Below are 24,520 nucleotides of genomic sequence, written 5' to 3'. Positions count from 1 at the left end.
CCGGCCCTTCGCTTTTGGGTCGCCGGCGCTTGCAAGCGGGCCGGCCGGACCCCATAACCTGAGCCTGAGCGGGGCCCCGCCCCCAGGAGCCGACCATGCAAGAAACCGCCCCCACCGCCCGCCTCGACCTTCCCGTGCTGCCCCTGCGCGACGTGGTCGTCTACCCGCACATGGTCATCCCGCTGTTCGTGGGCCGTGACCGCTCGATCAAGGCGCTCGACCTGGCCATGGCCGCCGACAAGCAGATCCTGCTGGTGGCCCAGAAGAGCCCGGACACCGACGATCCGGGCGCCGACGACCTTTACCGCACCGGCACCCTGGCCCAGGTGCTGCAGCTGCTCAAGCTGCCCGACGGCACCATCAAGGTGCTGGTCGAAGGCAGCGCGCGCGTGGCCGTGGACGGCTTCGGCGACCGCGAGGGGGCGCTCACCGCCACCGGCGTGGTGGTCGACACGGTGCACGAGCGCGACGAGCGCGAGCTCGAGGTGACCCTGCGCTCGCTGATGAGCCTGTTCGAGCAGTACGTCAAGACCAACCGCAAGCTGCCCCCCGAGCTGCTGACCACGCTCTCGGGCATCGACGACCCCAGCCGCCTGGCCGACACCATCGCCGCGCACCTGGGCGCGCGCCTGTCGGACAAGCAGCAGCTGCTCGAGACCCTCGAGGTCGGCCAGCGCCTGGAGATGCTGATCGGCCTGGTGGACGGCGAGATCGACGTGCAGCAGATCGAGAAGCGCATCCGCGGCCGCGTGAAGTCGCAGATGGAGAAGAGCCAGCGCGAGTACTACCTCAACGAGCAGATGAAGGCGATCCAGAAGGAGCTCGGCGAGCTCGACGAGGCGCCCAACGAGCTCGAGGAGCTGGCCAAGAAGGTGGCTGCCGCCGGCATGCCCAAGGCCGTCGAGGCCAAGGCCAAGACCGAGCTCAACAAGCTCCGGCAGATGTCGCCGATGTCGGCAGAGGCCACCGTCGTGCGCAATTACATCGACTGGCTGGTGGGCGTGCCCTGGAAGAAGCGCAGCAAGGTGCGCAAGGACCTCAAGGCCGCGCAGGACGTGCTCGACGCCGACCACTACGGCCTGGAGAAGGTCAAGGAACGCATCCTCGAATACCTCGCCGTGCAGTCGCGCGTGAAGCAGATGCGCGGCCCGATCCTGTGCCTGGTCGGCCCGCCGGGCGTGGGCAAGACCTCGCTCGGCCAGTCGATCGCCAAGGCCACCAACCGCAAGTTCGTGCGCATGTCGCTCGGCGGCGTGCGCGACGAGGCCGAGATCCGCGGCCACCGCCGCACCTACATCGGCTCGATGCCGGGCCGGATCGTGCAGAACCTCAACAAGGTCGGTTCGAAGAACCCGCTGTTCGTGCTCGACGAGATCGACAAGATGAGCATGGACTTCCGCGGCGACCCGTCCTCGGCCCTGCTCGAGGTGCTCGACCCCGAGCAGAACAGCGCCTTCAACGACCACTACCTCGAGGTCGACCTCGACCTGAGCGAAGTGATGTTCGTGGCGACCGCCAACTCGCTCAACATCCCGGGCCCGCTGCTCGACCGCATGGAGGTGATCCGCATCCCGGGTTACACCGAGGAGGAGAAGCTGGGCATCGCGCAGCGCTACCTCGTGCCCAAGCAGCTCAAGGCGAACGGCCTGAAGGCGACGGAGCTGAAGATCAGCGAAGCGGCCGTGCGCGACATCGTGCGCTACTACACGCGCGAGTCGGGCGTGCGCAACCTCGAGCGCGAGATCTCCAAGATCTGCCGCAAGGTGGTCAAGGAAATCGCGCTCGCCGGCCCGCGCAAGTCCGGCAAGCCGGTTGCCACCAGCGTCACGCCGAAGAACCTCGACAAGTACCTCGGCGTGCAGCGCTACGACTTCGGTCGCGCCGAGCAGGAGTCCGAGGTCGGCCTGGTCACCGGCCTGGCCTGGACCGAGGTGGGCGGCGACCTGCTGCAGATCGAGGCCACGCTGCTGCCGGGCAAGGGCCAGCTGATCCTCACCGGCCAGCTCGGCGACGTGATGCAGGAGTCGGTGAAGGCCGCCTACAGCGTCGTGCGCTCGCGCTCGGAGCGGCTGGGCCTGGACGCGGAGTTCCACCAGAAGTTCGACACCCACGTGCACGTGCCCGAGGGCGCCACGCCCAAGGACGGCCCCAGCGCCGGCATTGCGATGGTGACCGCCCTGGTGTCGGTGCTGTCGGGCGTGCCCGTGCGCGCCGATGTCGCCATGACCGGCGAGATCACCCTGCGCGGCCGCGTGCTGCCGATCGGCGGCCTGAAGGAGAAGCTGCTGGCGGCGCTGCGCGGCGGCATCCGCACGGTGCTGATCCCCGAGGAGAACCGCAAGGACCTGGCCGACATCCCGAAGAACGTCACGCAAGGCCTTGAGATCATTCCGGTCAAGTGGATCGACGAAGTGCTCGACGTCGCCCTGGTGCGCGCGCTGGCCCCCGGCAGCGCGCCGGAGCCGACGCCCGGTACCGCCGAAGGGCAGGGCGACAAGGACGCCACCGGAGCCACCCTGAGGCACTGAGCCGGCACGCGCAAAATGGCTGGAACCCGCGAGAAACTTGGGTTCCAGCCGTTGCGGATGCCTTGGGCCGCTGGTATAAATCCTTCAACCGCCGCGCGGCATCGAGTTCCGGACGGTGGCGGTACAGGTGGATCGGGGCGCCCCAGGCCGAGGCCGGGCGTCCTCGATTATCAAGAACGCGGGTCCTGCCCGCTCAGGGAGTCCATAATGAACAAAGCCGAATTCATTGGTGCCGTCGCCGACGCCGCCGAGCTGTCCAAGGCCGACGCCGGCCGTGCCGTCGACGCGATGATCGAAGCCATCACCAAGGCCCTCAAGAAGGGCGACACCGTGACGCTGGTGGGCTTCGGCACCTTCTCGGTGCGCAAGCGCGCCGCCCGCCAGGGCCGCAATCCGCAGACCGGCGACACCATCAAGATCAAGGCTTCGAAAAATCCTGCGTTCAAGGCTGGCAAAGCCCTGAAGGATGCTGTAAACTGAGCGTCTTCCTTGGGAAGGGTGCTTAGCTCAGCGGTAGAGCGTCGCCCTTACAAGGCGAGGGTCGGGGGTTCGAAACCCTCAGCACCCACCAGGTAAGTGATACGCGGAGTGGTAGTTCAGTTGGTTAGAATGCTGGCCTGTCACGCCGGAGGTCGCGGGTTCGAGTCCCGTCCACTCCGCCATATCCCCGAGGGCGCCCCACAAGGGCGCCTTCGTTTTTTCAGGCCCCGGTAGGCCCGGGGCATCACCGGACGGCATCGCACACATGCTCCAGAGAATCCGAGACAAGTCCTCAGGCTGGATGGCTTTCACCGTCCTGGGCCTGGTCATCGTCACGATGGCCTTCTTCGGCATCGAGTCCTATTTCGCCCCCAAGATCGAGACCTATTCGGCCAAGATCCAAGGCCCGGCCAAGTTCTGGATCTGGGGCAAGACCTCCCGCGAGATCGGCCAGGACCAGTTCCAGCGTCGGTTCGAGCAGGTCCGCCAGCTCGAGCGCGCCAGGCAGGGCGACGCCTTCGATCCGCTGGCCTTCGAGTCGGCCGACAACCGTCGCCGCGTGCTCGACGAGATGATCGACGAGGAGGTGCTTGCCCTGTTCGCGGAGCGCGAAGGCATCACCATCGGCGAGGCCGAGGTGGCCGCCGAGCTCAAGCAGATGGACGAGTTCCAGGTCAACGGTGCCTACAGCGCCGACCAGTACCGCCTGGGCCTGGCCGCGCGTGGCATGAGCCACGGCCAGTTCATCGCCAGCGTGCGCGCCGACATGGCCAGCCGCCTGGTGCCCACGCAGATCCTCGCGACCGGCCTGGCCACCGACGCCGAGCTCGACGAGTTCCTGCGCCTCTCGCGCCAGGTGCGCGACCTGGCGCTGATCGACCTGCCCACGCCCTCCGCGCCCGAGGCGCCGGATGACGCCGCGCTGCAGGCCTGGTACGAGGCCAACGCCGCCCGTTACCGCAGCCCGGAGCAGGTCGCCATCGAGTACGTCGAAATCGACGCCTCGCTCCTGGACGTGCCGACGGTCGTCGACGAGCAGACCCTGCGCGCGCGCTACGAGGAGCAGCGCGGCCGCTACGTCACCGATCCGGTGCGCACCGCCGCGCACATCCTGGTGGCCGCGCCCGCCAATGCCGATGCCGCCACCGACCAGGCCGCGCGCGAGCGCGCCGAGGCGCTGGCCGAGCAGGCGCGCGCCCCCGGCGCCGACTTCGCGGCGCTGGCCCGGGAACATTCCGAGGACCTGGGTTCGAAGGCCGACGGCGGCCTGCTGGGTCCGATCGAGCCGGGCCTGTTCGAAGGTCCGTTCCAGGACGCGCTGTTCGCGCTCGACCAGCCCGGCCAGGTCGCCGGCCCGGTGCGCACGCCCGACGGCTGGCACGTGATCCAGCTGGCCGACATCACCGCCGGCAGCGGGCGCAGCTTCGAGGAAGTGCGCGGCGAGATCGAGGCCGAGTACCTGGCCACCGAGCGCGACCGCCGCTTCAGCGACCTGAGCAACACCCTGATCGAGCGCATCTACCGCGACCCGACCTCGCTGGCCCCGGCCGCCGAGGCCACCGGCCTCGAGGTCAAGCGCACCGCGCTGTTCGAGCGCGGCAACGGCGAGGGCATCGCCGCCATCCCGGAGGTTCGCGCCGCGGCCTTCGCCGACAACCAGCGCATCGAGCGCCAGGTCAGCGACGCGGTCGAGATCGGCCCCGGCCAGGTGGTGGTGCTGCAGGTGGTCGAGGTGGTGCCCGAGGCGCAGATCCCGCTCGAGCAGGTGCGCGAGCGCGTGCGTGCCGAGCTGGTCGCCGACACCCTGTCCAAGGCCTCCGAGGCCCAGGCCGAAGCCCTGCTCGAGCGCGCCCGCGCCGGCGAGTCCTTCGAGGTCCTGGCCAGCGAGGTCGGCCGCACGGTGGCCGAGCTGCCGGGCATCACTCGCCAGGCGCCGGTTCCGCCGGCGCTGATCGACGAAGCCTTCCGCCTGCCGGTGCCAGGTGGCGACGCGCCGAGCGTCGGCATGGTGCGCCTGGGTCCGGACCGCCACGCCCTGGTGCAGGTGCTCAAGGTGTCCGACGGCGAGCTCGAGGGCCTGGACGAGGCCACGCGCGACCAGCTGCTGGGCCAGGTGGCCCAGGCCCGGGCCGTGGTCGAGCGCGAAGCCTTCGTGCGCGCGCTGCGCCGCCAGTTCACGGTGACGGTGGCCGAAGACCGGCTCTGAGCCGGCGGCCGCCGCGCGGCCAAAAGAAAAGGCCCGGACGCGAGTCCGGGCCTTTTTGTTTTCCGGGTTGCCGGCGCGGCGCCTCAGACGCCTTCGATGCCGGTCATGCCCAGGATGTTGTAGCCGGCATCGACGTGGGTGACCTCGCCGGTGACGCCCGCGGCCAGGTCCGAGCACAGGAAGGCGGCGACGTTGCCGACGTCCTCGATCGTGACGCTGCGGCGCAGCGGCGCGTACTGGTCGACGTGGCCGAGCATCTTGCGGAAGTTGGCGATGCCCGCCGCGGCCAGGGTCTTGATCGGGCCGGCGGAGATCGCGTTCACGCGGGTGCCCTCGGGGCCGAGGTTGAGCGCGAGGTAGCGCACGTTGGCCTCGAGGCTGGCCTTGGCCACGCCCATCACGTTGTAGTTCACCAGCGCGCGCTCGGCGCCCAGGTAGCTGAGCGTGAGGATGCTGCCGCCGCGGCCCTTCATCATCGGCCGGGCCGCCTTGGCCAGCGCGGCCAGGCTGTAGCTGGAGATGTCGTGGGCGATGCGGAAGGTCTCGCGGGTCAGGCCCTGCAGGTACTCACCCTCGATCGCCTCGCGCGGCGCGTAGCCGACCGAGTGCACCAGGATGTCGAAGCCGTCCCAGCGCTTGCCCAGCTGCACGAACACGTCTTCGATCTGCGCGTCCTCGGCCACGTCCAGCGGCAGCACGATGTCCGAACCGCAGTCGCGGGCGGCTTCCTCGACGCGCGACTTGAGCTTGTCGTTCTGGTAGGTGAAGGCCAGCTCCGCACCCTCGCGGTGCATGGCCTCGGCGATGCCGGTGGCGATGGAGCGCTGGCTGGCGATGCCCACGATCAGGGCGCGCTTGCCCGTCAAAAATCCCATGTTTTCCTCCTGGAGCCACCGCGCCTGCGGTGGGAACGGCCTAGTTTCGCCCGCGAACGGCCATACCGCCAAGCATGGAGCCGCTCAGGGGTCGATGCGCAGTTCCTGGCCCGGGCGAAGGATCGAACGGCCGTCGAGGCCGTTGAGCCGGAACAACTGCCGCAGCTCGACGCCGTAGTGCCGGGCGATGGCCGACAGCGTGTCGCCGGAGCGCACGCGGTGGCTGCGCTCCGGCGGCTCTGGCGTGGCGCCGGCACCAACGCCTTCCGGCGGGATCGTCGCGGCTGCGAGCAGGGTGGCCGGGGTGGCGGGTGCCAGCACTTCGCGCGGCACGCCGGCGCGGATGCGGCCCTGGCGGTAGGCCGGGTTGAGCTTGCGCAGCGTCGCGCTGTCGGTGGCCAGGGCCAGCGCCGCCTGGTCGAGGCTGGCGGCCCGGGCCGGCAGCGGGAAACGCGCCAGCGGCACGAAGCGCGCCTCGCGCGGCAGTTCCAGGCCGGCGGCTTCCGGCTCGGACACCAGGCACGAAAGCGCGCGCAGCTTGGCGGTGTATTCGTAGGTGATGCCGGGCAGCCCGGCGGGCTGGCGCTCCTCGCCCGAGGCGATGCGGTGCTGGTTGGCCCTGAAGGCCCGCTCGATCCGGTATTCGCCGGCGTTGTAGGCCATGGCCATGGCGCGCCAGTCGCCGTCGAAGCGCGTGGAGAGCGCCTCGAGGTAGCCGAGCGCGGCGTCGGTGGAGGCCACCGGGGAAAGCCGGCCGTCGTAGCCCTGTTCGACGCGCACGCCGTGGTTGCGCGCGGTGCTGGCGATCATCTGCCACATGCCCGCCGGCCCGCCGGGGCCGATCGCATCGGGGCGGTACCAGCTCTCGACGATCGGCACGAACACCAGCTCGCCCGGCAGGCCGCGCCGGTCCACCTCGGTGGCGACGTAGGCCATCAGCGGCAGGATCTTCTCCAGGTGCCGGGCGAACGAGGCCGGGTGGCCGGCGTAGCGCTTGCGCCAGGCGCGGTTGGCCGGGCCGTCGATGCAGGCCGGCTGGCTGAGCCGGGCGGTGATGAAGTCGAAGAGCTCGGCGCCGGTGTCGATCGGGTCGGGAGCGGTTTCGGTGTCGGTTGCCGCGGGTGCTTCGGCCTGCGCCGCGACCGTGGCGTCCGCCACCGGTGCGGCCGCGGGCCCGGCGGCCACCCCGGCGTCGGGCGGCACCGGCCGCACCGGCACCTGGCAGGCCGCCAGCAGCAAGACCAGCGGCCAGGTGAATCCGTGCCTGCGGCTCATCCGGCGAACCCGTCCTTCCAGGCGCGCAGCGCGGCGAAGGCTTCGGCCCGGTCGCCCGGGGCCTGCCCGAGGCGCGCCGCCAGGCCGGCCAGCACGCCGGGCGCGTCCACCCGCAGGAAGGGGTTGCAGGCACGCTCGCCGGCCAGGGTGGAGGGCAGGCTGGGTTCGCCGCGGGCGCGGCGCGCGGCCACCTCGGCCAGGCGCTCGTCGCGGGCCGCGTTCTCCGGCTCGGCGGCGCGGGCGAAGCGGCCGTTGGCCTCGGTGTATTCGTGCGCGCAGCACACCCGGGTGTCGCCGGGCAGGGCGGCAAGGCGGTCGAGCGAGGCCAGCATCTGCGCCGGCGTGCCTTCGAACAGGCGGCCGCAGCCGAGGCTGAACAGGGTGTCGCCGCAAAAGAGCGCGCCGCCGCCGTGGAAGGCGATGTGGCTGCGGGTGTGGCCCGGTACGGCGATGACATCGAAGCCCAGGCCCAGCGCGGGCACGTCGACGCGATCGCCGTCGCCGACGCGGATCGCGGCGGCCGGGATACGCGGGTCGTCGGGGCCGTAGCAGGGCACCGGGAAACGCGCCAGCACGGCCTCGACGCCGCCGACGTGGTCGGCATGGTGGTGGGTGAGCAGCACGGCCACCGGCCGCAGGCCGCGCGCGGCGGCCTCCAGCACCGGCGCGGCATCGCCCGGGTCCACGACCACGCAGGCATCGTCGGCGCCGGCCAGCAGCCAGATGTAGTTGTCCTGGAAGGCCGGCAGCGGAATCGTTCGTGTCAAGCGGGGTGACCTGGAAGGCGTGGATGACGCAGAATCGCGACCATGCCCGCGGTCCACTTCCGACGTCAACCCGAGCGACCCGCCGAGGCCTGGCTCCGCCGCGAAGGCTCGCTGGCCCTGCTGCAGGAACTGCAGCGGCAGGCGATCCCGGAGCTCACCCGGGTCTTCGGCCACACCGGCCTGTACCTGCGGCCCAGCGAGGCCCTGCCCGGGCCGCTGTCGGGCAACATGCTGGCCCGGGTGGTCAGCCTGCACCGCGCCGACGGCCGCCTGGCCGGCGAACTGGCCTGCGAGGACGAGGCCCTGCCGCTGGCCAGCGGCAGCGTGTCGCTGGCCTATGCCCTGTGCGTGCTCGAGACCTCGCCCCGGCCGGAGGCGCTGGCCGGTGAGCTGGCGCGCGTGCTCAAGCCCGGTGGCGTGGCCCTGGTGCTCACCCTCAACCCCTGGGGCCTGGCGCGACTGCGCTGGTCCTTCCGCGGGCTCGGCGCGGTCGAGCCCGGGAGCCTGGCGCAGTGGCTGGGCAACTGCGGCCTGGACATCGAACGGCAGCGCTGGCTGGGGCCGATGTGGTCGCCGGCCGCCGGCGTGGACGTGCGCGAGGCCCGGTCCGGTGGCCTGCTGGCCGGCCTGCGCGCCGGCCATCTGCTGGTGGCGCGCCGCCGCGAGCCGGGGCTGACGCCCCTGCGCGCCGGCTCGACGGCGCTGGCCCTGCGCCCGGGGATGAGCGCCGGATGAGCCAGGCCCGCAAGAAGGTTGAAATCCATACCGACGGCGCCTGCCTGGGCAATCCCGGGCCGGGCGGCTGGGCGGCGCTGCTGCGCCACGGCGGCCACGAGCGCGAACTCGCCGGCGGCGAGGCCGGCACCACCAACAACCGCATGGAGCTGATGGCGGCGATCATGGCGCTCGAGGCCCTCAAGGCGCCCTGCGAGGTCGACCTGTCCACCGACTCGCAGTACGTGCAGAAGGGCATCGGCGAGTGGCTGCCGAACTGGATCCGGCGCGGCTGGAAAACCGCCGGCGGCCAGCCGGTGAAGAACCAGGACCTGTGGATGCGCCTGGATGCCGCCGCCAAGCCGCACGCGGTGCGCTGGCACTGGGTCAAGGGCCACGCCGGCCACCCCGAGAACGAACGCGTGGACCAGCTGGCCCGCGCCGAAGCCGAGAAGATGAAAGGATGAACCCGCGCATGCGCCAGGTCGTGCTCGACACCGAAACCACCGGCCTGTCCTGGGAGAAGGGCAACCGCATCGTCGAAGTCGGCTGCATCGAGCTCGTCGAGCGCCGGCCCACCGGCCGGCACTTCCATCGCTACTTCAACCCGGGCCGCGAGATGGAGGCCGGCGCGCAGGAAGTCACCGGTCTGACCCTGGACTTCCTGCAGGACAAGCCGCGCTTCGAGACGGCCGTCGACGAGTTCATCGAGTTCATCCGCGGCGCCGAGCTGATCATCCACAACGCCAGCTTCGACGTCGGCTTCCTGGACTACGAGCTTTCGCTGGCCGGCGCCCACTTCGGCCGCATCACCGACCATGCCAGCGTGCTCGACACCCTGGCGATGGCGCGCGAGCGCTACCCGGGCCAGCGCAATTCGCTCGACGCGCTCTGCCGTCGCCTCGGCGTCGACAACGCCCACCGCAAGCTGCACGGCGCGCTGCTCGACGCCGAGCTGCTGGCCGAGGTCTACCTGGGCATGACCTCGGGCCAGGCCGACCTGGGCCTGGTGGCCAGCCACGAACCCGAAGCCGGCACCGGCCCGGGCGCCGGCCTGGCCGCGGTGCTCGCCGCGGCCCCGCGCCGCGTGCTTCGCGCCAGCGAGGCCGAACGCGCCGCCCACGAGGCCCGGCTGCGCAAGATCGCCGGCAAGGCCGGTCGCGTGCTCTGGCCGCTGCCGGAGGCCGCCGACAGCTGAGGCGGCTTGGTGGATAATCGGCCCGTGCCCCTGCCGGCGAGGTTGCCTTGAACGCCACCGTCCTGCTCACCTCGGTCGACATCGACATCCCCGGCTACCGCATCCTCCGGCCGATCGGCGAGGGCGGCATGGCGTCGGTGTTCCTGGCCGTGCAGGAATCGCTCGAGCGCGAGGTGGCGCTGAAGGTGATGGCGCCGGCGCTGGCGGCCAACCCCGAGTTCGCGCACCGCTTCCTCACCGAGGGCAAGATCACCGCGCGCCTGCAGCACCCGAACCTGGTCACGGTCCACGACATCGGCCACCACGGCAACGTCTACTATCTCGCCGCCGAATACATCCCCGGCGGCACGCTCAAGGAGCGCATCGCCGAGGGCGGGCTGGGCGTGGGCCAGATCCTCGACATCGCCGGTGACATCGCCGGCGGCCTGGACTTCGCCCACCAGAAGGGCTTCGTCCACCGCGACGTGAAGCCGGGCAACATCCTGTTCCGCAACGACGGCCGCGTGGTGCTGGCCGACTTCGGCATCGCCAAGGCCATGGACGGCAGCAACAGCTCCACCGTGGCCGGCACCTCGATCGGCACGCCCGACTACATGAGCCCCGAGCAGGCGCGCGGCGAGCCGGTGGACGGCCGCGCCGACCTCTACAGCCTCGGCGCGGTGCTCTACGAGATGCTCGCCGGCGTGCCGCCCTACCAGGCCGCCGACGCCTTCACCGTGGCGCTGATGCACGTCACCCACCCGGTGCCGGAACTGCCGGAGCCCTTCGCCTGGCTCCAGCCCCTGGTCAACGGCCTGATGGCCAAGGACCCGGCGCAGCGCTTCAACACCGGCGCGGCCTTCGTCGAGGCCATGCACAAACTGGTGGCCTCGGCGCCGCAGGGCGCGGTGGCGCAGGAAACCGGCGCGCGACGCGGCGGCCAGCGCCTGTCCGGCGCTGGCGCGACCCAGCAGCGCACCCGCATCAGCGCGCGCGACGAGAACAAGCGGCCTGCCTGGCTGCTGCCGGCGGCGGGCCTGGGCGGCGCGTTCGCGCTGGCCCTGCTGGCCTGGTGGGCACTGTCGCCCCGCGAGCCGGCCGTGCCGGCGGATACGCGGGCACCGGGCACCGTGGCCGTGCCCGCGACCACGGGTGGTGACGCCACGGGGCCGATGCCGGAAGGCTTCGAACTACCCAAGCCGGTGGGCGTGCCGGCCAGCGGGGAACTCGAGCGCCTGCTCAACGCCGGCGACGCGCTGCTGGAATTCGGCACCACGCCCGGCGAGAACCTCAGCCGCAAGCTCGACTACCCCGAGGACGACAGCGCGCTGGGCTATTACCGCAAGGCGCTGGCGCTCGACCCGGAGAACGCCCGGGCCCGCGCCGGCATCGCCGGCATCGTCGCCTTCTACCGCCGCTATTCCCACCAGGCCTGCGACCGCGGGCGCTGGACGCAGTGCCGGCTGCTGGTGGGCAAGGGCCTGGCGATCGACGCCGAAGACCCCTACCTGCGGCAGCTGCAGGACGCCGCCATCGCCGGCGAAGGCGGGCAAGCGCCGGCCTTGCCGCCGCCGCCCGCGGGTTAGGCGCGGCTCAGCGCCGGCGCAGCAGGACGACGGTGACGTTGTCCGAGCCGCCGCCGTCGAGCGCGGAGGACACCAGGTGGTCCACGCACTCCTGCGCCGACAGGTCGCCGCGTGCGAGCAGGGCGCCGATGGTGGCGTCGTCGACTTCTTCGGTCAGCCCGTCGCTGCACAGCAGCAGCTGCTGGCCTGGCCGCAGTTCGCCGGCCAGGGTCTCGACCTTGAGGCTCTCCGGGTCGGTCACGCCCAGCGCCTGGGTGACCACGTTGCGGTGCGGGTGCACGCGCGCCTGTTCGGCGGTGATCGCGCCCTGGTCGATCAGCTCCTGCACGTAGCTGTGGTCGGCCGAGAGCTGGCGCAGCTGGCCGTTCCACAGGTAGGCGCGGCTGTCGCCGACCCAGGCCAGTTCGAAGCGGTGGTCCTGCACGCGCAGCGCCACCATGGTGGTGCCCATCGGCAGGCTTTCCGAGCGCTGGCGGCTGTGCCGGATGATGTCCTCGTCGGCCCGGCGGATGGCCTCGGCCAGCGGCCGGCCGGCGCGCACCTCGCGCACCACCGCGTCGCGCGCCAGCGCGCTGGCGACTTCGCCGAACTCATGCCCGCCCATGCCGTCGGCCACCAGCCACAGGCCGAGCTCGGCGTCGCCGTAGTAGGTGTCCTCGTTGAGCTCGCGCCGCAGGCCGACGTGGCTCAGGTGGCCGAATTCGATCATCAGAACTCCATCCGCAGGCCCAGGGCCAGGTTGTACTGGGACGTGCGGTCCCGGCCCAGCAGTCGCTCATAGTAGAAGAAACCGGATCGACCCTTGGTGAGCACCATCGACATGCCCAGGCCGATCCGGAAGTAGTCGGTGTCGAGCGGGTCGCCGCTGAGCACCATCGGGGTGCCGGTGGGGTCGTGCAGGAAACGTGCCTCGAGCGCCTGCGGGTCGTCCCGGAACTCGTGCTCCCATTCCAGCTGCAGGTGCGGCATCAGCACGCCCCAGTCGGTGCTGTGGGTGTAGGTGAACTTGCCGCCGAGCACGCTGGCCAGCGACTCGAGCTGGCGCGAGCGGATCTGCAGGCCCAGGCCGCTGCCGGGGCCCGTCTCGAGGGTTTCGTTGATCTGGTCGAAGTCCAGCCGCGTGTACAGCAGGCGTCCGTAGGGGCCGAAGCCCCAGGCGCCGCGGTTGAAATCGCGGCCGAAGGTGAACGCGCCGGAGAACAGGTCGCCGCTGGAGTCCGAGCGCGCCTGCTGGTCGATGCTGGTGCTGCCGCCGCCGGGCAGCGGCACCGTGTACTGGATGCGCCGGAGCATCTCGTAGTCGTTGCGGCCCCAGGTGAGCACGCCGTCGAGGTACCAGCTGTCGGGCTTGTACCAGGTGGTGTAGGCCGACACGCTCCAGCCGCTGGTGTCGAGGGTGCCGCGGCCGTCGGGCAGCCGGGTGTCCTGGCGGGTCATGCCGAGCGAGCCACCGAACACCCAGCGGTCGGACCAGCGGTAGTCCACGCCGGCGGTAAGCCCTTCGATGTCGTTGTCCCAGGCCGGGTCCACGCTGCCCGCTTCGGCTTCGGCGCGGCCGACGGTGCCGGCGGCGAAAAACCCCCAGCGGCTGAAGTCGGCGCCGACCTCGGCGGGGTTGCCGCCGTCGGAGAGCGCCGTGGACAGCAGGCCCAGCGTCAGCGGCCCCTGCGGCGTGTTGACCGCCAGGCCACCGAAGGACGTGCCCTGGGTACCGGCGCGCAGCGCGGCGATGCGGGTGCGCAGGTTCTGGAACTGGGCCTGCGCGGCGGACAGGCCGGCATGGCCCTGGGCCATGGCGAGTTCGGCCATCAGCTGGTCCAGCGCCAGCACCACCGAGCCGGGGTCGATGCCGGCGGCGTCCACGAGCTCGAGGCAGCGGGCCAGCAGGTCCTGCTGCTCCGGCGTGGGCGTCGCCAGTTGCGCCAGGGCCGGACAGGCCTGGTCGATGGCGCGGGCGACTTCGATCTGCGGCGCTCCCAGGCCGACGAGGTTGCCCAGCGCGCCGGAGATCGCGAAGGTCGCGGGCGCGCCGGCCAGGGGCGAACTGGCGGTGACGTCGACCGGGCCGGCGATGGCCAGGGTGACGCGGTTGCTGGCTTCGCCGTTGGCGTCGGTGGCCGAGGTGGCGGACTCGAGCGTGCCTTCCGTGGTCGTCCAGGCCACCGTGGCGCCGGGGATCGGCAGGCCGGCGGCATCCCTGAGCACCACCACCAGCGGCTCCGAGGGCACGTTGGCGGCGAGCGTCTGGGCGTCGCCGGAGACCACGTCCAGGGTGCCGAGCGCGCCGACGCTGAGGTTGAAGGTGACCGAGGCCGTCGGCGCATCCTGGCGCGTGGCGGTGACCACCAGCGGGCCGGGCGTCAGCCCCGCCGTCAGGGTGGCGCTGGCCAGGCCGTTACCGTCGGTGGCGGCGCCCGGCACCAGGGTGGCGTCGCCGGTGAGCACCCAGTCGATGCCCACGCCGGCCGCGGGCACGCCGCTGTCGTCGGCCAGCACCACCAGGGGCAGGGTGAAAGCGTTGCCGGGCAGGGCGGACTGGCCGTTGCCGCTGTCGATGGACAGCGCGGGCAGCGCCGCCACGGTGATGCTGAAGGTCTGCGAGGGCACCGCGCAGAAGGTGCAGCCACTGTTGGCGAACACGGTGTAGACGCCGGGCACCGTGGCGCTGAAGGTGGCCGTGCTCTGGCCGCCGGCCGTGGCCGGGCTGGTGACCGCGCCGTCGCCGCCGGCCGGCCCGGCCGTGATCGACCAGGAGATCGGCGTGCCGTCCGGGGCCGGCAGGCTCGGGCTGCCGTAGGACACGCTCATCGCCAGCGGCGTGCCCGAGGGCGTGGTCGGGGCCAGCGGCGTGAGCGCCGCCAGCGACACCGGCTCGACCTCCACGGCGAAGGGCACCGCTGCCACCGCCGCGCAGCCTTCGAGCACGAAGGCGACCGGACACTCGAGGCTGCCGGCGAAGACGTAGCTGCCGGCGGTGGTGATCGACTGCCCGGCCAGCGTCGCTACGCCGGCGACCGGCGCGACGACCGTCGGCGGCGAGGGCACGCTGACATTGGCGAAGCTGGTCGCGAGCGTGCCGTCGGCGCCATTGAGCTCGAGGCGGGTGGCCAGGTCGAAGCTGCTGATCTGGTTGGTCACCACGTTCGCCGGCAACACGGCCTCGTAGACGAACTCATTCGCCGTGCGGTAGGTGTAGACCACCGATCCGACGCAGCCGCCGGCGGGGCAGGACACGGTGAACGTGCCGACCTGGCCGGGGGTGGGGCCCAGCGTGAGCGCGAGGTCGGTCGGTGCCAGCGGCGCCACGTCGAACGCGCCGGTGGGCGCCAGCGTCGCACCGCCGGTGGCGTCGGGCAGGTTGATCACGGCTTCGACGGAGACCAGGGCCGCGCAGCCGCCCACCAGCCGGAACTGATAGTTGAGCGAGTCCGAGGCGGGTGCGAGCAGGTCCGTGTCACCCACGGCCTCGATGGTGCAGGCCGCGACCTGTGCGTTCGTGCCGCTGCTCCAGGCCAGTGCGAGCAGCGCCAGCCCGCACGCCGCGAGCCACTGCCTGCCGCGCTGGAAATATCCGTCCACCGTCCGTCGGCCCAACGCGACGCTGCTCTCGGAGTCCATCGCATTTCCCCTGGTTTGAGGCTATAACGGCGGCTCGAGTATAGCGGCTGACGCGCCGCTGCAATGTTCCCGGCGCGGGCCGCATTGCTTCCCAAGGGAGCCATGCCCATGAGCCTGCAACGCGCTTGTCCGGTCCATTCCCGCCTTCCCGTTTTTGCACTTGGTTTAGGCCTGGCGATCGTGCTCGGCCTGCCTCCCGCGCCGGTGCAGGCCGCCGTGCGAAACGCCGAAGACCTGATGATCGTCGACTGCCTGCTGCCGGGTCAGATCCGCAAGCTCGGCCGCCAGGCCACCTACCTCAGCGCGCGCCGGCCGGTGCGCACGACCCAGGCCGACTGCGAGATCCGCGGCGGCGAGTACGTGGCCTACGACCGCGCCAACTACCAGACCGCGCTCAAGGTCTGGCTCGAGGGCGCGATGTCGGGCAGCGCCGAGGCGCAGAACAACGTCGGCGAGATCTACGCCAAGGGCCTGGGCACCGCGCCCGACTACGGCATGGCCTTCCAGTGGTTCCGCAAGGCGGCCGACCAGGGTTACGGCCGCGCCAAGATCAACCTCGGCTACCTGTACGAGCAGGGCCTGGGTGTCGAGCGCGACCAGGCCGCGGCGCTCAACCTCTATCGCGAGGCCTCGGGCATCGAGGACGAACTGATGTACGCCTCGGTGGTGCAGGTGGAGATCCGCGCGCGCGACGAGAAGATCACCGGGCTCGAGGCGCAGGTGGCCGAAGGCGAGGCCGAGTCGGCGGCGCTGCGTGAGCAGGTGCGCAAGCTGCAGGCCGAGCTCGGGCAGCGTCGCGCCGAACTGCACAAGGCCCGCGACGAGCTCGCCGACACCCAGCGCCGACTGGCCGAGGCGCGCGAGCAGCAGGACGACGACCTCACCCGCCTGCTCGAGAACCAGCTGCTGGTGCAGCAGGAGCAAATCAACGACCAGCAGACCCAACTCGCCTCGCTCGAGCGCCAGGCCGGTGCCGGCGGGGCCCTGCTGGCCGGGTCGCCGCGGCTGGAGATCCTTGATCCGGTCTTCGTCGCCACGCGCGGCCGGAACACCGCCGTCTACCGGGGCGGCCCGGGCAAGCGCCAGATCGTCGGCCGGGTGAACGCGCCGCAGCTGGTGCGCGAGGTCACGGTCAACGGCCAGCCGGCCCCGATGGGCGCCAACGGCGCCTTCAGCGCCGAAGTGGACGTGCCGGCCGGGGGGGCGCAGGTGCAGGTGGCCGCCGTCGACACCGGCGGCACCCGCGCCCGGATCGAATTCACCCTGCTGCCACAGGCCGGGCAGGGGGGCGCCACGGCCGCGCCGGCGCCGGCGCCGTCCGGCGTGCTCCCGCGGGGCGTGAAGCTGGGCCGGTACCACGCCGTGGTGATCGGCAACAACAGCTACCGCGACGCCGGTTACCCGACGCTGCGCAGCGCCGCCAACGACGCCAACGCGGTGGCCGAACTGCTGCGCTCGCGCTACGGCTACCAGACCACGCTGGTGCTCAACGGCACGCGCCTGGAGATCCTCACCGCGCTCAACGAGATGCGCGAGACGCTCAAGCCCGAGGACAACCTGCTGATCTACTACGCCGGCCACGGCGAGATCGGTGCGGACGGCCAGGGTTACTGGGTGCCGACCGACGGCGCCAGCGGCAATCCCAGGTCCTGGATCTCCAACGCCGCGGTCAGCGACATCCTCAACACCATCCCGGCCAGGCACGTGCTGGTGGTGGCCGACTCGTGCTACTCGGGCACCATGACCCGTGCTTCGGTGCCCACCTTCACGGCCGCCACCATGCCGCCGGAGAAGTGGGCCGAATGGGTCCGGGCCATGGCCGACGGCCGCAGCCGCACCGCGCTGACCTCGGGTGGGGTGATGCCGGTGCCCGATGCGGGCAGCGGCCGCCACAGCTATTTCGCCCGCGCCTTCCTCAACGTGCTCCAGGACAACAACCGCCTGCTCGAGGGCCAGCGCCTGTTCCAGGAAGTGGCGATCAGCCTGGCCCTGGTGTCGATGGATTCGCCGCTGGCCCAGATGCCCGAATACGCGCCGATCCGGTTCGCGGGCCACGAGAGCGGCGAGTTCTTCTTCCTGCCCAAGGGGGGCGGGGCCGCCGCCGGCCCCTGAGGCTGGCGGGGCGACGCCGGCGCCCCTATAATGGCGGGCCCGACGCCAGCTGCCACGGTGTCGGGGTCCGGAGAGGTGGCAGAGCGGTTGAATGTACCTGACTCGAAATCAGGCAGGCGTTTATAGCGCCTCGAGGGTTCGAATCCCTCCCTCTCCGCCAGATTCAAAAAAGGGGCCTGCCAGGGCCCCTTTTCTTTTGCCCCGCGCCCGGCGGCGTAGACTGTCGCCATCAAGACGGAGACCCAAGCATGTCCGAGATCCAGGTGCCCGTGTCCTTCGGCGAGCTGCTCGACAAGATCGCCATCCTGCAGATCAAGTCCGAGCGCATGTCCGACGAGGCCAAGCTGGCCAACGTGCGCGCTGAGCTGTCCGCGCTCGAAAGCACCTGGATGGCGCACCCGGCCGCCGGCACCGACATCGCCCGCCTGCGCGCCGAGCTCAAGGCGGTCAACGAGCGCCTGTGGGTGATCGAGGACGACATCCGCCTCAAGGAGAAGGCCCAGGCCTTCGACGAGGAGTTCATCCGGCTCGCCCGCTCGGTGTATTTCGAGAACGACGAGCGCGCGCGCATCAAGAAGGACATCAACCTCGCGCTGGGCTCGGCCTACGTCGAAGAGAAGTCCTACCAGGATTACCGCGCCGGCTCGACGCCCTGAGTCAGGCGCCGCGTTCGGCGCGCAGGGCCTCGAAGCGTTCGACCACTTCGTCCACCTGCACCAGGTCCATCACGCCCGGGAATTCCACCCGCTTGCCCCAGGGCAGTGCGCCGGCCGGCTTGCCCAGGAAGCGGCGCGCGGCGTCGTCATAGTGGTTCACGGTCCAGCGCCGGTCCGAGTACGGCCCCGAGCGTTCGGCGTCGGTGCAGGCGTGCAGGCCCAGCACCGGCGTGCCCATGGCGTTGGCCATGTGCGCCGGGCCCGAATCGGGCGTGAGCACCGCGCTGGCGCGGGCGAGCAGGGCGAGCAGCTGCTTGAGCGTGTCCTGGCCGACCAGGTCGATGGCCGGCGCCTGCATGGCGGCGAGGATGGCGTCGGCGGTGTCGCGCTCGAGCGCGCTGCGGCCGCCGCAGATCAGCACGCGCCAGCCGCGCGAGGCGGCGTGGTCGGCCACCGCGGCGTAACGCTCCGGCCGCCAGTTGCGCAGTGGATGGCTCGAGCAGGGCGAGACGAGCAGGGTGGGCTGGTCGCCCGGCAGCTTCTCCGCCGCCCAGGCGTGCGCCTCGGCCGGCACCGGCAGCCGCCATTCGGCCGGCCCGGGCGTGATGCCCAGCGGCCGGAGGAACTGCCGGAAGGCGTCCTGCACGTGGTGGCCGCCGGCCGGGATGCGTTCGTTGATGAACAGGCCGTGGCCTTCCTTGCTGCGGCCGCGGTCGAAGCCGATGCGGCGGTCGGCGCGGATGGCGGTGGACGCCAGGCCGGCGCGCAGCGCCAGCTGCAGGTTGAGCAGCACGTCGAAACGCTGCCCGGCCAGCTGCCGGCGCAGCGCGCGCCAGCCGGCCAGGCCGGCCTTCTTGTCGAAGACCACGAACTGCACGCCGTCCAGCCCTTCGAGCAGCCTGGCCTCGCCCTTGCCGATCACCCAGGTGATCGGCAGGCCGGGCCAGGCCCGCTGCAGGTCGCGCACCAGCGCCACCGCGTGCACGGCGTCACCCAGCGCCGAGAGGCGCAGCAGGCAGAGTGAACGCGGCGCGGCTTTCACGGGCATTGGGTAGACTGGGCGGATGGGAACCAGACCTGCCATTGCCGCGATCGAAAAGACCTTCCGCGACGCCGGAGGCGACGGGGCGATTGTGTTCGACCCCGCGCGGCTGCCGCAAGCCACGCCGGACTGGCTCGAGCGTGCGTTCTGGGGCGAGGGTGCGCAGCCGGTGGTCGCCGGCGGCCGCGGCGCCGCCTGGTTCGTGCAGGGCGAGTTCGGCGAGGGCGTGCTGCGGCACTACCGCCGCGGCGGCATGGCGCGCCACCTGAGCGCCGACCGCTACCTGTGGCTCGGCCCCGGGCGCGTGCGCAGCCTGCGCGAGTTCCACCTGATGGCCGAACTGCATGCGGCCGGCCTGCGCGTGCCCGCGCCGCTGATGGCGGGCTACCGCCGCGAAGGGCTGGGCTATCGCGCGGCGATCCTGGTCGAACGCATCCCGGGCGCGCGCCCGCTGCACGACTGGCTCGACGAGCCCGCCGCCCGCGCCTGGGAAGCCGCCGGCATGAGCATTGCCCAGCTGCACCACGCCGGCGTCGAGCACGCCGACCTCAATGCCCACAACGTGCTGCTCGACGACGATGGCTGGGCCTGGCTGATCGATTTCGACCGCGGTCGCCGCCTGCCGCCCGCGGCCGCCTGGCGCAAGGCCAACCTGGCCCGGCTGGCGCGCTCGCTGGCCAAACTCGCCGGCCCGGGCCGCGACGGCTGGAAGGCGGGCTTCGAGCGCCTGCGCCACTCCTACGAGCGCACCCTCCTGCACGCCGACGACCACGCCCGGAGGGACTGATGAGCTGGAGCCTGCAGTTCCTCGGCGTGGGCAATTCGCAGTCGGCGGCCGAGCTCGGCTCGGCCTCGGCGGCCATCGAGCGCGACGGCGAGCCGGTGCTGATGATCGACTGCGGCCACGAGGCGCTCGCCGCCTGGCAGGCCCGCTACGGGGCCATGCCCGGCGCCGTGTTCGTCACCCACGTGCACATGGACCACGTGGCCGGGCTCGAGCGGCTGTTCTTCGCCACCTATTTCGACCAGGCGCGGCGCGGCCGCGTGCGCCTGTACGTGCCGGTCGGCGTGCTGCCGCACCTGCAGGCGCGGCTGGCCGATTACCCCGGCGTGGTGGCCGAGGGCGACGCCAACTGGTGGGACGCGTTCCAGCTGGTGCCGGTGAGTCGCGGCTTCTGGCACGCGGGGCAGTGGTACGACGTCTTCCCGGTGCGCCACCACCTGCCCGACACCGCCTTCGGCCTGCGCCTGCCCGGCAGCCTGGTCTGGACCGGCGACACCCGGCCGATCCCGGAGATGCTGGCGAAGTTCGCCGGCGCCGGTGAAATCGTCGCGCACGACTGCGCCCTGCACGGCAATCCCTCGCACAGCGGCATCGACGACCTCGAGCGCGAGTACCCGGCGGGCCTGCTGTCGCGCTGCGTGTTCTACCACTACGCCTCGCCGGCCGATGCCGAGGCGATGCGCCTGCGCGGCCACCGCGTCGCCGTTCCGGACGAGCGCCTGGCGCTGGCCGAACCCCTGCCGCCGCCGGGCCAGGGGCCGGGCGAGGCATGAACGCGCTGGCGGCCGATGCGCTGGCGCCGCTCGACCGCCTCGGCCGGCCGCTGCGCGACCTGCGCGTGTCGGTGGTGGAAACCTGCAATTTCCGCTGCCCCTACTGCATGCCCGAGGGCGCGACGCCGACCAACGAGGTGCTCGACCGCGCCGCGCGGCTGGACTTCGACGAGATCGAAACCGCCGTGCGCGGCTTCGCCCGTCTGGGCGTCGGCAAGCTGCGCCTGACCGGCGGCGAGCCGCTGCTGCGCCGCGACCTGCCGGCGCTGGTGGCGCGGCTGGCGAAGGTGCCTGGCATCGAGGACATCGCGCTCACCACCAACGGCTCGCTGCTGGCGGGGCAGGCGAGGGCGCTGCGCGAGGCCGGCCTGCACCGGCTGACGGTGAGCCTGGACGCGCTCGAGCCGGGCCTGTTCCGCACGCTGACGGGCCATCGCGGCGAGCTGGATGACGTGCTCGCCGGCATCGCCGCCGCCGAGGCCGCGGGCTTCGAACGGCTGAAGATCAACTGCGTCGTGCAGCGGGGCGTCAACGAGTCGCAGGTGCTGCCGCTGGCGGAACGCTTCCGCGGCACGCCGCACGTGCTGCGCTTCATCGAATACATGGACGTCGGCACCTGCAACGGCTGGCGCCCCGGCCAGGTCGTGCCTTCGCGCGAGCTGCACGCCGCCATCCACGCGCGCTGGCCGCTACGGCCGCTGCGGCCGGGCTATCGCGGTGAGGTGGCGGCGCGCCATGCCTACGTCGATGGCGCCGGCGAGATCGGCTTCGTCAGTTCGGTCAGCGAGCCGTTCTGCGGCGACTGCCACCGCGCGCGGCTGTCGGCCGACGGCCAGCTCTACACCTGCCTGTTCGCCGCGCGCGGCGCGCCGCTGCGCGAGCACATCGGGCGCGGCGAGGAGGCGCTGGCCTCGCACGTGGCCGGGCTGTGGCGCCAGCGCGCCGACCGGCACAGCGAGCTGCGCGCCGATACCCTGCGGCCGGCGCGGCGCATCGAGATGTTCTACATTGGCGGCTGAGGCGATGGCGAAGGCGAAACTCACCCACGTGGATGCAAAGGGCCGCCCGGCCATGGTCGACGTCTCGGCCAAGCCGGCCACCGCGCGCGAGGCCGTGGCCGAGTGCCGGGTGCGCTTCCCGGCGGCGGTGGCGCAGGCGCTGCGCAAGGGCGGCATGAAGACCGCCAAGGGCGCGGTGATGGACACGGCGATCATCGCCGGCACCATGGCGGTCAAGCGCACGCATGAACTGGTGCCGTTCTGCCACCCGCTGCCGATCGACGGCTGCCGCTTCGACCTCGGCTGGGCCGGCGACACCGTGCTGCGCATCGAGTGCGCGGTGCGCACGACGCACCGCACCGGCGTGGAGATGGAGGCGCTGACCGGCGCCACCGTCGCCGCGCTCACGGTGTACGACATGTGCAAGGCGCTCTCGCACGCCATCGTGATCGGCCCGGCGAAGCTGCTGGCCAAGCGCGGCGGCAAACGCGAGGTCGGCAAGGCGCGGGCATGAGCATCACGGTGCTGTACTTCGCCAGCCTGCGCGATGCCGCCGGCGTGGCCAGCGAGACATTGCCGCTGCCGGACTCGCTGCCGGCGCTCTACGAATCGCTGCGCGCGCGCCACGGCTTCGCGCTGGCGCGCGATCGGCTGCGGGTGGCGATGGACGGCGAGTTCGTCGCCTGGGACACGCCGCCGCGCGAGGGCGCCGAAGTGGCCTTCATCCCGCCGGTGTCGGGCGGATGAAGCGCTTCGCGCTCAGCGACGCCGCCTTCGACGTCGCGCCGCTGCGCCAGCGCCTGCTGTCGCCGCGCGCCGGCGCCTTCGCCAGCTTCGAGGGCTGGGTGCGCGACCACCACGGCGGCCGCGGCGTGCTGGGCCTGCGCTACGAAGCCTATGCGGCGCTGGCCGAAGCCGAGGGCGAGCGCATCCTGGCCGAGGCCGTGCAGCGCTTCGACATCGTCGATGCCGCCTGCCTCCACCGCACTGGCGAACTGGCCATCGGCGAACTCGCCGTCTGGGTCGGCGCCAGCGCCGCCCACCGCGGCCCCGCCTTCGACGCCTGCCGCTGGATCATCGACGAAGTGAAATCGCGCGTGCCCATCTGGAAGCACGAACGCTACGCCGGCGGCGACGCGGAGTGGCTGCACCCTTCGTGAGGGGTCGGTTTTTGAACACGGATAAGGGCGGATGGACACGGATAGGGCGAATCGATAGTGGATTCGTCGCCGCTTCATCCGGCGCAGCGTCCTTGAGGTGCTTTCCCGGCGTTCGTGAACGACGCCCAGCCCCCCTTGGCAAGGGGGGCGCGCCGACAGGCGCGAGGGATTGGGAGTGCAGACCGGGGCCCGAGGTTTGCGCGGCAAACCTTGGGCCACCCCTTTGGGCTGCGCCCAAAGGGTGGCAGCCCCGCCGACTGATCCCGGCACCCGCGTCATCCAATACCGTTGCTGCCTTCCGGCCCTGGCGGAGTTTTCGGACTAGCGTCGCGGGAGGCCGACGGGGCCACCATTGAAGCGAACGGCGCGTCCCGGGACGCGCCGCTGGAAGATGGCGGAGAGAGAGGGATTCGAACCCTCGATACGGGGTTTAGCCGTATACACACTTTCCAGGCGTGCTCCTTCAACCACTCGGACATCTCTCCGCAGAGATAACCGCCTGAAACAAGGGGGGAATCATACCCGTCCGGGGCCGCAGCCACAAGCGCGGCGACGTCCCGGGCTGGCCGGGGGGCGGGGTGGTTGGCACAATGGGATGCGTCGGTCCCGACCTGCCGAAGAGAGCCTGGATGTCATACCTCGTGCTTGCCCGCAAATGGCGCCCCCGGCGTTTCGCCGAGCTGGTCGGGCAGGAACACGTCGTGCGCGCGCTGACCAACGCGCTCGAGACCGGCAAGGTGCACCACGCCTTCCTGTTCACCGGCACCCGCGGCGTGGGCAAGACCACCATCGCCCGCATCTTCGCCAAGTCGCTCAACTGCGAGCGCGGCACCAGCGCCGACCCCTGCGGCGAGTGCGAGACCTGCCAGGCCATCGACCAGGGCCGCTACGTCGACCTGCTCGAGATCGACGCCGCCAGCCACACCGGCGTCGACAACGTGCGCGACCTGATCGACAACGCCCAGTACATGCCGGCGCGCGGCCGCTACAAGGTCTACCTGATCGACGAAGTGCACATGCTGTCGAAGGCGGCCTTCAACGCCCTGCTCAAGACGCTCGAAGAGCCGCCGCCGCACGTCAAGTTCCTGTTCGCCACCACCGACCCCGAGAAGCTGCTGGTCACCGTGCTCTCGCGCTGCCTGCAGTTCAACCTGCGCCGGCTCGACCTGGGCCAGATCGCCGGGCAGATGACCCGCATCCTCGCCGCCGAGGGCATCGCCGCCGAACCGGGCGCCATCGACCTGCTTGCGCGGGCCGCCGACGGCAGCCTGCGCGACGGCCTGTCCCTGCTCGACCAGGCCATCGCCTACACCGGCGGGCAGCTGGGCGAGGCCGCGGTGACGGCCATGCTCGGCACGGTCGACCGCGGCCAGGTCGACGGCCTGCTCGAGGCGCTGGCGGCCGGCGACGGCCCGGCACTCATGCAGCGCATCGAGGCCCTGGCCTCGTTCTCCCCCGATTTCGGCCACGTGCTCGGCGACCTGGCCGTGGCCCTGCACCGCATCCAGCTCGAGCAGCTGGTGCCGGGCGCCGCCGGCGAGGCCCTGGTGCCGGCGCTGGCGGCGGTGGCGCAGTCGCAGCCGCCCGAGCTGGTGCAGCTGTGGTACCAGATGGCGGTGTCCGGGCGTCGCGATCTCGGCTTCGCCCCAAGCCCCCGCGTGGGTTTCGAGATGAGCCTGCTGCGCATGCTGGCCTTCCGCCCGGCGGGCGAGGCTGGCGGCGTGCGCCCGGGCCCCGCCGCCTCGGCCGAGGCCGCGCCGGCCCGCGCC

Annotated in this window: 22 protein-coding genes, 4 tRNA genes and 1 other RNA gene; 19 read left to right on the top strand and 8 right to left on the bottom strand. The window is 71.8% G+C overall.

The window, feature by feature from the left end; translation table 11 throughout:
- Positions 1–95 precede the first annotated feature (95 nt).
- From lon to C6N40_RS00115, 5 genes are all read left to right on the top strand, one after another.
- Positions 96–2,528: an endopeptidase La gene (gene lon, locus C6N40_RS00135; RefSeq protein ID WP_106988988.1), complete on the top strand. Its 2,433-nt coding sequence runs from the start codon at positions 96–98 to the stop codon at positions 2,526–2,528.
- Between the two features lie 207 nt (positions 2,529–2,735).
- A complete protein-coding gene (locus tag C6N40_RS00130) occupies positions 2,736–3,008 on the top strand; it encodes an HU family DNA-binding protein (RefSeq protein WP_043802408.1) in 273 nt (90 codons plus the stop codon).
- A gap of 16 nt (positions 3,009–3,024) precedes the next feature.
- Positions 3,025–3,099, top strand: a tRNA-Val gene (locus C6N40_RS00125).
- Positions 3,100–3,113: 14 nt separating this feature from the next.
- Positions 3,114–3,190 (top strand) — tRNA-Asp (locus tag C6N40_RS00120).
- 83 nt (positions 3,191–3,273) lie between these two features.
- Positions 3,274–5,214, top strand: a complete 1,941-nt coding sequence (locus C6N40_RS00115) for a peptidyl-prolyl cis-trans isomerase (protein ID WP_106988987.1) — start codon at positions 3,274–3,276, stop codon at positions 5,212–5,214.
- An 83-nt stretch (positions 5,215–5,297) separates the two neighbouring features.
- Here C6N40_RS00115 and C6N40_RS00110 read toward each other — a convergent pair whose 3' ends face one another.
- From C6N40_RS00110 to gloB, 3 genes are all read right to left on the bottom strand, one after another.
- Positions 5,298–6,089: an enoyl-ACP reductase FabI gene (locus C6N40_RS00110; protein ID WP_106988986.1), complete on the bottom strand. Its 792-nt coding sequence runs from the start codon at positions 6,087–6,089 to the stop codon at positions 5,298–5,300.
- A gap of 84 nt (positions 6,090–6,173) precedes the next feature.
- Entirely contained in the window at positions 6,174–7,364 is a 1,191-nt protein-coding gene (locus tag C6N40_RS00105; RefSeq protein ID WP_106988985.1) for a transglycosylase SLT domain-containing protein, read from the bottom strand.
- On the bottom strand, positions 7,361–8,131 hold the full coding sequence (gene gloB, locus C6N40_RS00100) for a hydroxyacylglutathione hydrolase (RefSeq protein WP_106988984.1): 771 nt from the start codon (positions 8,129–8,131) through the stop codon (positions 7,361–7,363). Before gloB ends, C6N40_RS00105 begins: the two co-directional genes overlap by 4 nt.
- A 42-nt stretch (positions 8,132–8,173) precedes the next feature.
- On the opposite strand from gloB, the gene C6N40_RS00095 reads away from it, so the two are divergent.
- From C6N40_RS00095 to C6N40_RS00080, 4 genes are read left to right on the top strand one after another with little or no spacing between them, the layout of a single operon-like run.
- The gene (locus C6N40_RS00095; RefSeq protein WP_106988983.1) at positions 8,174–8,866 is read left to right on the top strand and encodes a class I SAM-dependent methyltransferase; all 693 of its coding nucleotides are present in this window, start codon (positions 8,174–8,176) and stop codon (positions 8,864–8,866) included.
- Complete coding sequence (rnhA, locus tag C6N40_RS00090; protein ID WP_106988982.1) at positions 8,863–9,312, top strand: ribonuclease HI; 450 nt, start codon at positions 8,863–8,865, stop codon at positions 9,310–9,312. The genes C6N40_RS00095 and rnhA overlap by 4 nt, the downstream gene beginning before the upstream one ends.
- An 8-nt stretch (positions 9,313–9,320) precedes the next feature.
- Positions 9,321–10,043 (top strand): DNA polymerase III subunit epsilon, encoded by a 723-nt coding sequence (dnaQ, locus tag C6N40_RS00085; RefSeq protein WP_106989446.1) that lies wholly within the window; start codon positions 9,321–9,323, stop codon positions 10,041–10,043.
- A 47-nt stretch (positions 10,044–10,090) separates the two neighbouring features.
- The gene (locus C6N40_RS00080) at positions 10,091–11,608 is read left to right on the top strand and encodes a serine/threonine-protein kinase (RefSeq protein ID WP_106988981.1); all 1,518 of its coding nucleotides are present in this window, start codon (positions 10,091–10,093) and stop codon (positions 11,606–11,608) included.
- Positions 11,609–11,615: 7 nt separating this feature from the next.
- On the opposite strand, the gene C6N40_RS00075 is transcribed toward C6N40_RS00080, so the two are convergent.
- Both C6N40_RS00075 and C6N40_RS00070 read right to left on the bottom strand, forming a co-directional pair.
- Positions 11,616–12,317, bottom strand: a complete 702-nt coding sequence (locus C6N40_RS00075; protein WP_106988980.1) for a PP2C family protein-serine/threonine phosphatase — start codon at positions 12,315–12,317, stop codon at positions 11,616–11,618.
- A complete protein-coding gene (locus C6N40_RS00070) occupies positions 12,317–15,226 on the bottom strand; it encodes an autotransporter outer membrane beta-barrel domain-containing protein (RefSeq protein WP_162781995.1) in 2,910 nt (969 codons plus the stop codon). Before C6N40_RS00070 ends, C6N40_RS00075 begins: the two co-directional genes overlap by 1 nt.
- A gap of 180 nt (positions 15,227–15,406) precedes the next feature.
- On the opposite strand from C6N40_RS00070, the gene C6N40_RS00065 reads away from it, so the two are divergent.
- The 3 genes from C6N40_RS00065 (at position 15,407) to C6N40_RS00055 (ending at position 17,994) form a co-directional block, all read left to right on the top strand.
- Positions 15,407–17,338: a caspase family protein gene (locus C6N40_RS00065; protein WP_205208510.1), complete on the top strand. Its 1,932-nt coding sequence runs from the start codon at positions 15,407–15,409 to the stop codon at positions 17,336–17,338.
- Positions 17,339–17,407: 69 nt separating this feature from the next.
- A tRNA-Ser gene (locus C6N40_RS00060) sits at positions 17,408–17,498 on the top strand.
- Between the two features lie 88 nt (positions 17,499–17,586).
- Complete coding sequence (locus tag C6N40_RS00055) at positions 17,587–17,994, top strand: DUF6165 family protein (protein WP_106988977.1); 408 nt, start codon at positions 17,587–17,589, stop codon at positions 17,992–17,994.
- A 1-nt stretch (position 17,995) separates the two neighbouring features.
- Here the strand turns inward: C6N40_RS00055 and C6N40_RS00050 are convergent, their stop codons facing one another.
- Positions 17,996–19,042 (bottom strand): glycosyltransferase family 9 protein, encoded by a 1,047-nt coding sequence (locus C6N40_RS00050; protein WP_106988976.1) that lies wholly within the window; start codon positions 19,040–19,042, stop codon positions 17,996–17,998.
- Between the two features lie 16 nt (positions 19,043–19,058).
- Here C6N40_RS00050 and C6N40_RS00045 point away from each other — a divergent pair, with 16 nt between their 5' ends.
- From C6N40_RS00045 to C6N40_RS00020, 6 genes are read left to right on the top strand one after another with little or no spacing between them, the layout of a single operon-like run.
- On the top strand, positions 19,059–19,823 hold the full coding sequence (locus C6N40_RS00045; protein ID WP_106988975.1) for a 3-deoxy-D-manno-octulosonic acid kinase: 765 nt from the start codon (positions 19,059–19,061) through the stop codon (positions 19,821–19,823).
- The gene (locus C6N40_RS00040) at positions 19,823–20,593 is read left to right on the top strand and encodes an MBL fold metallo-hydrolase (RefSeq protein ID WP_106988974.1); all 771 of its coding nucleotides are present in this window, start codon (positions 19,823–19,825) and stop codon (positions 20,591–20,593) included. Before C6N40_RS00045 ends, C6N40_RS00040 begins: the two co-directional genes overlap by 1 nt.
- The gene (gene moaA / locus C6N40_RS00035) at positions 20,590–21,612 is read left to right on the top strand and encodes a GTP 3',8-cyclase MoaA (RefSeq protein WP_106988973.1); all 1,023 of its coding nucleotides are present in this window, start codon (positions 20,590–20,592) and stop codon (positions 21,610–21,612) included. The genes C6N40_RS00040 and moaA overlap by 4 nt, the downstream gene beginning before the upstream one ends.
- Before the next feature lie 4 nt (positions 21,613–21,616).
- Positions 21,617–22,105, top strand: a complete 489-nt coding sequence (gene moaC, locus C6N40_RS00030; RefSeq protein WP_106988972.1) for a cyclic pyranopterin monophosphate synthase MoaC — start codon at positions 21,617–21,619, stop codon at positions 22,103–22,105.
- Entirely contained in the window at positions 22,102–22,338 is a 237-nt protein-coding gene (moaD, locus tag C6N40_RS00025) for a molybdopterin converting factor subunit 1 (protein ID WP_106988971.1), read from the top strand. Before moaC ends, moaD begins: the two co-directional genes overlap by 4 nt.
- The gene (locus tag C6N40_RS00020; RefSeq protein ID WP_106988970.1) at positions 22,335–22,751 is read left to right on the top strand and encodes a molybdenum cofactor biosynthesis protein MoaE; all 417 of its coding nucleotides are present in this window, start codon (positions 22,335–22,337) and stop codon (positions 22,749–22,751) included. Before moaD ends, C6N40_RS00020 begins: the two co-directional genes overlap by 4 nt.
- 247 nt (positions 22,752–22,998) lie before the next feature.
- On the opposite strand, the gene ffs is transcribed toward C6N40_RS00020, so the two are convergent.
- Both ffs and C6N40_RS00010 read right to left on the bottom strand, forming a co-directional pair.
- An RNA gene (gene ffs, locus C6N40_RS00015) (signal recognition particle sRNA small type) lies at positions 22,999–23,095 on the bottom strand.
- A 48-nt stretch (positions 23,096–23,143) separates the two neighbouring features.
- Positions 23,144–23,236 (bottom strand) — tRNA-Ser (locus C6N40_RS00010).
- Between the two features lie 144 nt (positions 23,237–23,380).
- Here C6N40_RS00010 and dnaX point away from each other — a divergent pair.
- A partial coding sequence (gene dnaX, locus C6N40_RS00005; protein WP_114683931.1) for a DNA polymerase III subunit gamma/tau occupies positions 23,381–24,520 on the top strand: 1,140 nt, incomplete at its 3' end.

This window comes from Arenimonas caeni (genome assembly GCF_003024235.1).
Lineage (GTDB): Bacteria > Pseudomonadota > Gammaproteobacteria > Xanthomonadales > Xanthomonadaceae > Arenimonas > Arenimonas caeni.
The sequence above is the reverse complement of the archived record's forward strand: the minus strand, read 5'-3'. Positions and strand labels throughout refer to the sequence as shown.

Coding starts and splice junctions, on each gene's coding strand:
- lon (WP_106988988.1), top strand. CDS start 96: ATGCAAGAAACCGCCCCCACCGCCCGCCTCGACCTTCCCGTGCTGCCC.
- rnhA (WP_106988982.1), top strand. CDS start 8,863: ATGAGCCAGGCCCGCAAGAAGGTTGAAATCCATACCGACGGCGCCTGC.
- C6N40_RS00050 (WP_106988976.1), bottom strand. CDS start 19,042: ATGCCCGTGAAAGCCGCGCCGCGTTCACTCTGCCTGCTGCGCCTCTCG.
- C6N40_RS00045 (WP_106988975.1), top strand. CDS start 19,059: ATGGGAACCAGACCTGCCATTGCCGCGATCGAAAAGACCTTCCGCGAC.
- C6N40_RS00040 (WP_106988974.1), top strand. CDS start 19,823: ATGAGCTGGAGCCTGCAGTTCCTCGGCGTGGGCAATTCGCAGTCGGCG.
- moaC (WP_106988972.1), top strand. CDS start 21,617: ATGGCGAAGGCGAAACTCACCCACGTGGATGCAAAGGGCCGCCCGGCC.
- C6N40_RS00020 (WP_106988970.1), top strand. CDS start 22,335: ATGAAGCGCTTCGCGCTCAGCGACGCCGCCTTCGACGTCGCGCCGCTG.
- C6N40_RS00130 (WP_043802408.1), top strand. CDS start 2,736: ATGAACAAAGCCGAATTCATTGGTGCCGTCGCCGACGCCGCCGAGCTG.
- C6N40_RS00095 (WP_106988983.1), top strand. CDS start 8,174: ATGCCCGCGGTCCACTTCCGACGTCAACCCGAGCGACCCGCCGAGGCC.
- C6N40_RS00115 (WP_106988987.1), top strand. CDS start 3,274: ATGCTCCAGAGAATCCGAGACAAGTCCTCAGGCTGGATGGCTTTCACC.
- C6N40_RS00105 (WP_106988985.1), bottom strand. CDS start 7,364: ATGAGCCGCAGGCACGGATTCACCTGGCCGCTGGTCTTGCTGCTGGCG.
- dnaQ (WP_106989446.1), top strand. CDS start 9,321: ATGCGCCAGGTCGTGCTCGACACCGAAACCACCGGCCTGTCCTGGGAG.
- C6N40_RS00070 (WP_162781995.1), bottom strand. CDS start 15,226: ATGGACTCCGAGAGCAGCGTCGCGTTGGGCCGACGGACGGTGGACGGA.
- C6N40_RS00110 (WP_106988986.1), bottom strand. CDS start 6,089: ATGGGATTTTTGACGGGCAAGCGCGCCCTGATCGTGGGCATCGCCAGC.
- C6N40_RS00055 (WP_106988977.1), top strand. CDS start 17,587: ATGTCCGAGATCCAGGTGCCCGTGTCCTTCGGCGAGCTGCTCGACAAG.
- C6N40_RS00075 (WP_106988980.1), bottom strand. CDS start 12,317: ATGATCGAATTCGGCCACCTGAGCCACGTCGGCCTGCGGCGCGAGCTC.
- moaA (WP_106988973.1), top strand. CDS start 20,590: ATGAACGCGCTGGCGGCCGATGCGCTGGCGCCGCTCGACCGCCTCGGC.
- moaD (WP_106988971.1), top strand. CDS start 22,102: ATGAGCATCACGGTGCTGTACTTCGCCAGCCTGCGCGATGCCGCCGGC.